7 protein-coding genes are annotated in these 10859 nt (G+C 71.4%); 4 read left to right on the top strand and 3 right to left on the bottom strand.

The window, feature by feature from the left end:
• The first annotated feature begins 88 nt into the window (after nt 1-88).
• From ACIGA3_RS18050 to cydD, 3 genes are read left to right on the top strand one after another with little or no spacing between them, the layout of a single operon-like run.
• A complete protein-coding gene (locus ACIGA3_RS18050; RefSeq protein ID WP_399716343.1) occupies nt 89-1597 on the top strand; it encodes a cytochrome ubiquinol oxidase subunit I in 1509 nt (502 codons plus the stop codon).
• A 16-nt stretch (nt 1598-1613) separates the two neighbouring features.
• Nucleotides 1614-2618 carry a cytochrome d ubiquinol oxidase subunit II gene (cydB, locus tag ACIGA3_RS18055; protein ID WP_399716346.1) on the top strand — a complete coding sequence of 335 codons (1005 nt, stop codon included), beginning with the start codon at nt 1614-1616 and terminating at the stop codon, nt 2616-2618.
• 59 nt (nt 2619-2677) lie between these two features.
• Entirely contained in the window at nt 2678-6235 is a 3558-nt protein-coding gene (cydD, locus tag ACIGA3_RS18060) for a thiol reductant ABC exporter subunit CydD (RefSeq protein WP_399716349.1), read from the top strand.
• Between the two features lie 12 nt (nt 6236-6247).
• On the opposite strand, the gene ACIGA3_RS18065 is transcribed toward cydD, so the two are convergent.
• On the bottom strand, nt 6248-7174 hold the full coding sequence (locus tag ACIGA3_RS18065) for an HAD family hydrolase (RefSeq protein WP_399716351.1): 927 nt from the start codon (nt 7172-7174) through the stop codon (nt 6248-6250).
• 107 nt (nt 7175-7281) lie between these two features.
• On the opposite strand from ACIGA3_RS18065, the gene ACIGA3_RS18070 reads away from it, so the two are divergent.
• Nucleotides 7282-8184, top strand: a complete 903-nt coding sequence (locus ACIGA3_RS18070; RefSeq protein WP_399716354.1) for an LLM class flavin-dependent oxidoreductase — start codon at nt 7282-7284, stop codon at nt 8182-8184.
• 13 nt (nt 8185-8197) lie between these two features.
• Here the strand turns inward: ACIGA3_RS18070 and ACIGA3_RS18075 are convergent, their stop codons facing one another.
• The gene (locus ACIGA3_RS18075) at nt 8198-8746 is read right to left on the bottom strand and encodes an RNA 2'-phosphotransferase (RefSeq protein ID WP_161187829.1); all 549 of its coding nucleotides are present in this window, start codon (nt 8744-8746) and stop codon (nt 8198-8200) included.
• Between the two features lie 264 nt (nt 8747-9010).
• On the bottom strand, nt 9011-10762 hold the full coding sequence (locus tag ACIGA3_RS18080) for an SDR family oxidoreductase (protein ID WP_399716357.1): 1752 nt from the start codon (nt 10760-10762) through the stop codon (nt 9011-9013).
• Nucleotides 10763-10859: the final 97 nt, after the last annotated feature.

Consider the following 10859-nt stretch of genomic DNA (forward strand, 5'->3'; position numbering starts at 1 on the left):
TCACAAGCTCCGTCCGGATTGCTCCATATGTGTGGGACATAAGCGGCGAACACCGCACCGGAACGGCGAAGTAGGGAGGGGTGACGACGTGGAACTGGCGCTGGCGCCGGAGACCCTGGCGCGCTGGCAGTTCGGCATCACCACCGTCTATCACTTTCTGTTCGTCCCCCTGACGATCTCCCTGGCCGCGCTCACGGCCGGGTTGCAGACCGCCTGGGTGCGCACGGAGAAGGAGGTCTACCTCAGGGCCACGAAGTTCTGGGGCAAGCTCTTCCTGATCAACATCGCGATGGGTGTGGTCACCGGCATCGTGCAGGAGTTCCAGTTCGGCATGAACTGGTCGGACTACTCGCGCTTCGTCGGGGACATCTTCGGCGCCCCGCTGGCGTTCGAGGCGCTGATCGCCTTCTTCTTCGAGTCGACCTTCATCGGTCTGTGGATCTTCGGCTGGGACAAGCTGCCGAAGAAGATCCACCTGGCCTGCATCTGGATGGTCTCGCTGGGCACGGTCCTCTCGGCGTACTTCATCCTCGCGGCCAACTCCTGGATGCAGCACCCCGTGGGCTTCCGGATCAACAAGGAGAAGGGGCGCGCCGAACTGACCGACTTCTGGGCCGTGCTGACCCAGAACACCGCGCTCAGCCAGGCGTTCCACACGCTCTCTGCGGCCTTCCTGACCGGCGGCGCCTTCATGGTGGGCATCGCCGCCTACCACCTGGCCCGCCGCCGGCACATCCGGGTGATGCGGACCTCGCTGCGGCTCGGACTGGTCACCGTGGTCGTCGCCGGCCTGCTCACCGCGGTCAGCGGCGATCTGCTCGGCAAGGTGATGTTCAAGCAGCAGCCGATGAAGATGGCCGCCGCCGAGGCCCTGTGGGACGGTCAGAAACCCGCGCCGTTCTCGGTCTTCGCCTACGGCGACGTGGACAAGGGCCACAACACCGTCGCCATCGAGGTGCCGGGACTGCTGTCCTTCCTCGCCAACGACGACTTCTCCTCCTACGTCCCCGGCATCAACGACGTCAACAAGGCCGAGCAGGAGAAGTTCGGGCCCGGCGACTACCGGCCCAACATCCCGGTCGCCTACTGGGGCTTCCGCTGGATGATCGGGTTCGGCATGGCCTCCTTCACCCTCGGGGCGATCGGGCTCTGGCTGACCCGGAAGAAGTTCCTGCTCCCCCGGCAACTGCGCACCGGCGACGACGAGCTGCCGCATCTGGTGCTGTTCGGGAAGCGGACGCTGGGCCCGAAGCTGACCCCCTGGTTCTGGCGCGTGGCCACCTGGACGATGGCCTTCCCGCTGATCGCCAACTCCTGGGGCTGGATCTTCACCGAGATGGGCCGCCAGCCCTGGGTCGTCTACGGCCTGTTCCAGACCCGGCAAGCGGTCTCCCCCGGTGTCTCCCAGGCCGAGGTCGCCATCTCGATGGCCGTCTTCACCGCGCTGTACGCGGTCCTCGCGGTCATCGAGGTCCGGTTGCTGGCCAAGTACGCCAAGGCCGGCCCTCCGGAGCTGACCGAGGCCGACCTCAACCCGCCCACGAAGATCGGCGGCGACCACCGCGACGCCGACCGGCCGATGGCCTTCTCGTACTAGCGCTGGGGGAACAGCCATGGAACTTCATGACGTCTGGTTCGTGCTCATAGCCGTGCTGTGGACCGGCTACTTCTTCCTGGAGGGGTTCGACTTCGGGGTCGGTGTCCTCACCCGGCTGCTCGCCCGGGACCGGTCCGAGCGGCGTGTGCTGATCAACACCATCGGGCCGGTGTGGGACGGCAACGAGGTGTGGTTGCTCACCGCGGGCGGTGCGACCTTCGCCGCCTTCCCGGAGTGGTACGCCACCCTGTTCTCCGGCTTCTATCTGCCGCTGCTGGCCATCCTGGTCTGCCTGATCGTGCGGGGCGTGGCCTTCGAGTACCGGGTCAAGCGGCCCGAGGAGAACTGGCAGCGCAACTGGGAGTGGGCGATCTTCTGGACCTCGCTGATCCCGGCGTTCCTGTGGGGCGTGGCCTTCGGGAACATCGTGCGGGGCGTGAAGATCGACCGGAACTTCGAGTACGTCGGGGGTCTCGGTGACCTTCTCAACCCCTACGCCCTGCTCGGCGGCGCGGTGACGCTCACCCTGTTCACCTTCCACGGGACGGTGTTCACGGCGCTCAAGACCGTCGGTGACATCCGGGAGCGGGCGCGGAAGCTGGCGCTGCGTACCGGCCCGGTGACCGTCGTCCTGGCGCTCGCCTTCCTGGTCTGGACGCAGCTCCACAGGGGGGACGGTGCGAGTCTGGTCGCCCTGGTCGTGGCGGCCGTCGCCTTGGTCGGCGCGCTGGGAGCCATCTGGCGGGTGCGGGAGGGATGGGCGTTCGCGCTGTCCGGGGTGACCATCGCGGCCACCGTGGCGATGCTGTTCCTGTCGCTCTTCCCGAATGTGATGCCGTCCACTCTCGACGCGGACTGGAGCCTCACGGTCACCAACGCCTCGTCCAGCCCCTACACCCTCAGGATCATGACGTGGTGCGCCGCGATCGCCACCCCGCTGGTCATGCTTTACCAGGGGTGGACCTACTGGGTGTTCCGCAAGCGCATCGGTACCCACCACATCGCCGAAGCCGCACACTGAGCGTCCCAAGGGTATGTTTCACGTGAAACACACTCTCGGGACTGAAGGACACGTTTCACGTGAAACCGATCGATCCCCGCCTCCTGCGCTACGCCCGTGCCACGCGCTTCTTCCTCGTGGCGGTCGTCGTCCTCGGCGGGCTCGGCGCCGGGCTGGTCATCGCCCAGGCGATGCTGATCGCCGAAGTGGTGGTCGGAGCCTTCCAGCAGGGCAAGTCCGCAGGTGACCTGGTCACCCCGCTGGCCCTGCTGGCCGGTGTCGCCTGCGGCCGCGCCCTGGTCTCCTGGCTCACCGAGCTGGCGGCGCACCGGGCCAGCGCGGCCGTGAAGTCCGAGCTGCGGGAGCGGCTCGTCGAGCGGGCCGCCGTGCTCGGACCCGGCTGGCTGAGCGGACAGCGCACCGGCTCACTGGTCACCCTGGCCACGCGCGGGGTCGACGCCCTGGACGACTACTTCTCGCGGTACCTCCCGCAGATGGGGCTCGCCCTGGTCGTCCCGGTGGCGGTGCTGGCGCGGATCGTCACCGAGGACTGGGTGTCGGCGGCGATCATCGTCGCCACCCTGCCCCTCATCCCGATCTTCATGATGCTCATCGGCTGGGCCACCCAGTCCCGGATGGACCGGCAGTGGTCGCTGCTGTCCCGGCTGTCCGGCCACTTCCTGGATGTGGTCGCGGGACTGCCCACGCTGAAGGTGTTCGGCCGGGCCAAGGCGCAGGCCGAGTCCATCCGCCGGATCACCGGCGAGTACCGCCGGGCCACCATGCGGACCCTGCGGATCGCCTTTCTCTCGTCCTTCGCGCTGGAGCTGCTGGCCACGCTCTCCGTCGCGCTGGTCGCCGTCACGATCGGCATGCGACTGGTGCACGGCGGGATGGACCTGTACATCGGCCTGGTCATCCTGATCCTGGCCCCGGAGGCGTATCTCCCGCTGCGCCAGGTGGGCGCGCAGTACCACGCGGCGGCGGAGGGCCTGGCGGCCGCGGAGGAGATCTTCGCCGTGCTGGAGACACCGGTCCCGGCCACCGGCACCGCGCCGGTTCCCTCCGGCTCGATGGCCTTCGACTCCCTGACGGTCCGCTATCCGGGCCGGTCGGCGGATGCCGTCACCGATGTGTCCTTCTCCGTGGAGCCCGGCGAGACCGTGGCGCTGATCGGGCCGAGCGGCGCGGGCAAGTCCACCCTGCTGAGCGTGCTCCTCGGCTTTGTCCGGCCCACCGAGGGCCAGGTCCGTATCGGCGGCGCCGACCTCGCCGACCTCGATCTGGAGGAGTGGCGCTCCCGGATCGCCTGGGTGCCGCAGCGGCCGCACCTGTACGCCGGGACCATCGCGGAGAACGTACGGCTGGCCCGCCCCGACGCGGACGACACCGCCGTACGCCAGGCGATGGCGGACGCGGGCGCGCTGGAGTTCGTGGACGCGCTCCCCGCGGGCGCGGACACGGTGCTCGGTGAGGACGGGGCCGGGCTCTCCGCAGGTCAGCGGCAGCGCCTCGCCCTGGCCCGCGCCTTCCTCGCCGACCGGCCGGTGCTGCTCCTGGACGAGCCCACCGCCGCACTGGACGGCGCGACCGAGGCCGATGTCGTCGAGGCGGTCCGGCGGCTCGCGGTGGGCCGTACGGTGCTGCTGGTCGTGCACCGGCCCGCGCTGCTGGAGGTCGCCGACCGGGTGGTGCGGCTGGAGCTGTCCGAGCCGGCCGCCGCTCCCGAGCCGGTCATGGCCGAGGTGACCGCTCCCGAGCCGGCCGCCACCGCGCTCGACGCGCACGTGCCCGAGCCCGCCGCCGGGCCCGGCAAGCCCTTCTTCCCCGAGCCGGACGACGCCGACGACGACCTGGACGAGCCCGCGCCCGAGACGGCGGCGGCCCGTGAACGGGGCATCCTGGCCCGCGTCCGCTCCGTGGCCGCGGCCCGGCGTGGCCGGCTGCTCTTCGCGCTGCTGCTCGGCAGCCTGGCCCTCGGCTGCGCCGTCGGTCTGATGGCGACCTCCGGCTGGCTGATCTCGCGCGCCTCGCAGCAGCCCCCGGTGCTGTATCTGCTGGTGGCCGTGACGGCCACGCGGTTCTTCGGCATCGGCCGTGCCGTCTTCCGGTACAGCGAGCGGCTGGTGTCGCACGACGCGGTGCTGCGCATGCTCGCCGACACCCGCGTCGCCGTCTACAAGCGTCTTGAGCGCCTGGCCCCGGCCGGACTGCGGGGCACCCGGCGCGGCGATCTGCTCACCCGGCTCGTCGCCGACGTGGACGCCTTCCAGGACTACTGGCTGCGCTGGCTGCTGCCCACCGGTGTGGCGGTCGTCGTCTCCGCCGCCTCGGTCGGCTTCACGGCCTGGCTGCTTCCCGAGGCCGGCCTCGCGCTCGCCGCGGGGCTGCTGCTGGCCGGTGTCGGCGTCCCGCTGATCACCGCGGCCGTCGCCCGGCGCACCGAACGACGGCTGGCGCCCGCCCGGGGCGTGCTGGCCACCCGCGTGACCGACCTGCTCACCGGCACCGCCGAGCTGACCGTCGCCGGGGCGCTGCCCTCGCGTACGGCGGCCACCCGGCAGGCCGACGGCACCCTCACCCGGATCGCGTCCCGCGCGGCCGGGGTCACCGCGCTCGGCGACGGCCTCACCGCGCTGATCTCGGGACTGACCGTCACCGTCGCCGCGCTGCTCGGTGCGCAGGCGGCGGCCGGGGGCCGTATCCACGGCGTCGTGGTGGCCGTGGTCGTCCTGACCCCGCTGGCCGCCTTCGAGGCCGTGCTCGGCCTCCCGCTGGCCGTGCGCTACCGGCAGCGGGTCGCCCGCAGCGCCGAGCGCGTCTACGAGGTCCTGGACGCCCCGGTGCCGGTCCACGAGCCCGAGCACCCCCGCGAGGCACCCGCCTCGCCCTTCCCGCTCGTGGTGAAGGACCTGACCGCCCGCTACGAGGACCAGCACCGCGACGCGCTCGACGGGCTCGACCTCACCCTGGACCGGGGCCGCCGGATCGCCGTGGTCGGCCCCTCCGGCTCCGGCAAGACCACCCTCGCCCAGGTGCTGCTGCGCTTCCTGGACGCCGGCTCGGGCACGTACACGCTCGCCGGGGTACCGGCGGACGAGATGGACGGCGACGACGTACGGCGGCTCGTCGGGCTGTGTGCCCAGGACGCCCACCTCTTCGACAGCACCGTGCGGGAGAACCTGCTGCTCGCGCGGAAGGACGCGACCGAGGCCGAGCTGCGGGACGTGCTGCTGCGGGCCCGGCTGCTGGACTGGGTGGACGGGCTCCCCGAGGGCCTGGACACGCACGTCGGCGAGCACGGGGCCCGGCTCTCCGGCGGCCAGCGGCAGCGGCTCGCGCTGGCCCGCGCGCTGCTCGCGGACTTCCCGGTGCTGGTGCTGGACGAGCCCGCCGAGCACCTCGATCTGCCCACGGCGGACGCCCTCACCGAGGACCTGCTGGCCGCGACCGAGGGCCGCACCACGCTGCTGATCACGCACCGGCTCGCCGGTCTCGCCGCGGTCGACGAGGTGCTCGTCCTCGACGCGGGCCGCGTGGTGCAGCGCGGCCCGTACGCCGAGCTGGTCACCGTGGACGGCCCGCTGGCCGCGATGGCCCGCCGCGAGGCCGAGGCGGAGTCCCTGGTGGTGCTGTGACCGGCGGGGTGGTCAGACCCGGCCGGTGAGGAGGTCCTCGATCACGCGGGCCACGCCGTCGTCGTTGTTGGCGTGGGTGCGGCCGGTGGCGGCGGCCAGCGTGTCGGGGTGGGCGTTGCCCATGGCGTAGGAGCGGCCGGCCCAGGTCAGCATCTCGATGTCGTTGGGCATGTCGCCGAAGGCGACGACCTCCTCGTGCGAGATGCCGCGCTCGGCGCAGCACAGGGCCAGGGTGCTGGCCTTGGAGACACCGGGCCCGCTCAGCTCCAGCAGGGCGCTGGGGCTGGAGCGGGTGACGTTGGCGTGGCCGCCGATGGCGATCCGGGCGAGGGTGAGGAAGGCGTCCGGGTCGAGGCCGGGGTGGTGGGCGAGGATCTTCAGCACCGGCTGGCTCGCGGCGACGCCGTCCGGCGCGAGCAGTTCCTCGGCGGGCCGCAGGGTGTCCGGGATCTCCATGTGCAGCTTGGGATAGGCGGGCTCCTGGTGGAAGCCGTAGGTCTGCTCGACCGCGAACAGGGTGCCGGGGGCCGCGTCGCGCAGCAGCTGTACGGACTTCAGGGCGTTCTCCCTGGCCAGCTCGCGCACCTTCACGAACCGGTGGGCGCCGGGTCCGCCGTGCAGGTCGACCACGGCGGCGCCGTTGCCGCAGATCGCCAGGCCGTGGCCGTGCACATGCTCGCTGACGACGTCCATCCAGCGGGCGGGGCGGCCGGTGACGAAGAAGACCTCGACACCCGCCTCCTCGGCCGCGGCCAGCGCGGCGACGGTCCGTGCGGAGACGGTCTGGTCGTCGCGCAGCAGGGTGCCGTCGAGGTCGGTGGCGATCAGGCGCGGCGGCGGGAGAGAGGCCCCTCCTCGTCCGGACTGGGCCGACGGCTGGGCGGAGGCCGGGGTCCCCGGCTGTCTGGTCGCTGAGGTCACCCGGCCATTCTCGCGCATATGCGCGCACGACCGTGCGCGAGACCGCGCAGATGAGTTCAGGGATGCGTCAGATGAGTTCAGGATCGCGTCCCGACCGGCCATCCGGGCGTCGTAGGCTCATCGGCATGGCCCTTCGTCTCAGTACCGTGATCCTTCCCGTCGACCGCTGGAACGAGGGAGGCCGGGCGAAATGGCAGCGGGCCGAGGAGCTGGGGTTCCACGCCGCTTACACCTATGACCATCTCTCGTGGCGGTCCTTCCGGGACGGGCCCTGGTTCGGGGCGCTGCCGACGCTGACGGCCGCCGCCGGGGTGACCGAGCGGCTGCGGCTGGGGACGCTGGTGACCTCGCCGAACTTCCGGCACCCGGTGACCCTGGCCAAGGAGCTGATCTCCCTGGACGACATCTCCGGCGGCCGGGTCACCCTGGGCATCGGGGCGGGCGGCTCCGGGTTCGACGCGACGGCGCTCGGGCAGGAGGCGTGGTCGCCGCGTGAGCGTGCCGACCGGTTCGCGGAGTTCGTGTCGCTGCTGGACCAGCTGCTGACCGAGGACGCCGTTTCCTACGCGGGCGACCACTACTCGGCGCACGAGGCACGCAACATCCCGGGCTGTGCGCAGGAGCCCCGGCTGCCGTTCGCGGTGGCGGCGACGGGCCCGCGCGGGCTGCGGCTGGCCGCCCGGTACGGGCAGGCGTGGGTGACCACGGGCGACCCGAAGCTGTTCGAGACGGGCACGTCCGAGCAGTCGGTGCTGGCGGTCGAGCAGCAGATCGGCCGGCTCACCGAGGCGTGCGCGGAGATCGGCCGGGACGTGACCGGGCTGGACAAGATCATGCTGACCGGGTTCACCCCGGACCGGAGCCGTCCGCTGGAGTCCGTCGACGCGTTCGTGGACTTCGCCGGCCGGTACGCCGCGCTGGGCGTCACCGAGCTGGTGATCCACTGGCCCATCCCCGACTCGGACTTCGCGGCCGATCAGGCCGTCTTCGAGAAGATCGCCACCGAGGCCGTCGCCCAGCTCGGCTGAGCGGGCGGAGACCTCAGCGCGGCTCGGAGAAGCGCAGGTAGCGCGGCGGGACGGCGTCGGTCAGCCAGACGCCGTTCGCGCTGACGTGGAAGACGTGGCCGTCGCGGTGCATGGCGCCCGCGTCCACGGCGAGGACCACGGGCCGGCCACGGCGGGCGCCCACCCTGGTCGCGGTCTCGCGGTCGGCCGAGAGGTGGACGTCGTGGCGGTTCATGGGGCGCAGCCCCTCGGCGCGGATCGCGTCCAGGCTGCGGGCGACGGTGCCGTGGTACAGGTACGGCGGCGGGGTGGCCGGGGGCAGGCCGAGCGCCACCTCGACGCTGTGGCCCTGGCTGGCGCGGATTCTGCCGCCCTCGACGGCGAAGCGCCGCTTGTCGTTGACGGCCACCACATGGTCCAGCTCCGCGCGTGTGACGGGGAAGCCGTGGGCCGCCGCGGCGGCGAGCAGCGTGTCGATCTCCACCCAGCCCGCCGGGTCGAGGGTGAGCCCGATGCGCTCGGGCTGGTGGCGCAGGTGTTTCGAGAGGTACTTGGACACCTTTACGGTGCGTCTGTCATCCATCACTTCTGATGTACTCATTTCTGTCATATGGCGCTTTTCGTATCTCCCTCTCTTCTGTCTGCTCCGCGTTTTCCGCCCCTCGCCAGCCTGCTGGAGAGACGCGGATCACGCATCTGATTTTCGGCGGAAGGTTTGATCCACAGGCAACGCCCGTTATCCACAGGTGTTTTGGCGATTCTGTGGACAACTGGCGTCCACTTCAGGCAGGTTGGTCAACTTCAGGGCACTTCACGGTAGATGAAGCGTCCTCGGTCGACCCTGCCTTCACAACTTCGGCTCCACCCGCGCCACTTTGCGCAGCGCCCCCGGCAGGAACCGCGCCAGCAGATATGCACCCCGCGCCTCAGGAGTTACCGGCACCACGGCCCGGTTCTCCGCCACCGCGTCCAGGATCGCCCTGGCGACCTTCTCCGGCGGGTAGTTGCGCTTCCCGTAGAGCAGGGACGACCGCTCCTGACGCCGCCGCGCCTCGGTCTCGTCCACCCCCGTGAAGCGCGTCGTCGAGGTGATGTTGGTGTTGACGATGCCGGGACAGATGGCCGTGACTCCGATGTCCCGCGAAGCGAGTTCGGCGCGCAGGCACTCCGAGAGCATCAGCACCGCCGCCTTGGACGTGCTGTACGCCGGCAGCGCCCGGGAGGGCTGGAAGGCCGCCGCCGAGGCGATGTTGACGATGTGGCCGCCCTGCCCCCGCTCGGCCATGCGGGCGCCGAAGAGGCGGCAACCATGGATCACACCCCACAAGTTGACGTCCAGCACCTTGCGCCAGTCGTCCGGGGTCGTGGTGAAGAAGGAGCCGGACAGGCCGATGCCCGCGTTGTTCACCAGCACGTCCACCACCCCGTACTCGCGGTGCACACGCTCGGCCAGCTTCTCCATGGCCTGCTCGTCCGAGACGTCCACCGTCTCCGGCCAGGCCCCCGACGCACCTGCCGCCAGCGCCAGTTCGGCGGTGCGGGCAGCGGTCTCGGCGTCCCGGTCGACCGCCACCACACGCGCCCCGGCCTCCGCGAGAGCGAGGGCCGTGGCGCGCCCGATACCGCTGCCCGCACCCGTGATCAGCGCCAACTGGCCGCCGAAACGGTCGGCATGAGGACCGCTGCCCCGCGAAGGCTCGCCCTGTTCCACGGAGGTCACGAACTCCTCTATCCATCGCGCCAGTTGGTCGGGCCGGGTGCGCGGTACCCAGTGCTTGGCCGGGAGCGTGCGCCGGGTCAGCCTCGGCGCCCACCGCTCCAGGTCGTCGTAGAGCCGCTCCGACAGGAACGCGTCGCCCTGCGGGGTGATCAGTTGCACGGGCACGTGCGCGACGGCGTCCGGGCGGGGGTGGCGCAGGCGGGGGCGGACGTTGTCCCGGTACAGCCAGGCGCCGTGGGCCGCGTCCGAGGGCAGTGAGGCCGTCGGATAGTCGCCGGCCGGGATCTTCTCGGCCCGCTCCAGCAGCTTCGGCCACCGCTTGCCCAGCGGCCCGCGCCAGGCCAGCTCCGGCAGCACCGGCGTGTGCAGCAGGTACACGTACCAGGACTTGGCGCCCTGGCCCAGGAGCTGGCCGACCCGGCGCGGGGTCGGGCGCTTCACGCGGGCGTCGATCCAGTGGCCGAAGTGGTCCAGCGAAGGGCCCGACATGGAGGTGAACGAGGCGATGCGGCCCCGTGTCCGCTCGACCGTCACGAACTCCCAGGACTGCACCGAACCCCAGTCGTGCCCGACCAGATGCACCGGCCGGTCCGGGCTCACCGCGTCGGCCACCGCGAGGAAGTCGTCCGTCAGTTTGGCCAGGGTGAAACCGCCGCGCAGCGGCTTCGGCGCGGTCGAGCCGCCGTGGCCCCGCACGTCGTAGAGCACCACGTGGAAGTGGTCCGCGAGGCGGGCGGCCACCTCGGACCAGACCTCCTTGCTGTCCGGGTAGCCGTGCACCAGCACCACGGTGGGGCGCCCCGGATCACCCAGTTCGGCCACGCACAGCTCGATCCCGCCGGTGCGCACCCGCCGCTCACGCGCGTCCTTCAGCGTCACTTGTCCTCCGCCCGACTCCGTCCAGCGCCACCCGTGCGACGCCACCGTGCGACGCCACCCGCGACTCCCTGCGAATGTGGCAGTTGTTAGAGGTGGC

It is taken from the genome of Streptomyces sp. NPDC085596 (genome assembly GCF_044541565.1).
Classification (GTDB): domain Bacteria; phylum Actinomycetota; class Actinomycetes; order Streptomycetales; family Streptomycetaceae; genus Streptomyces.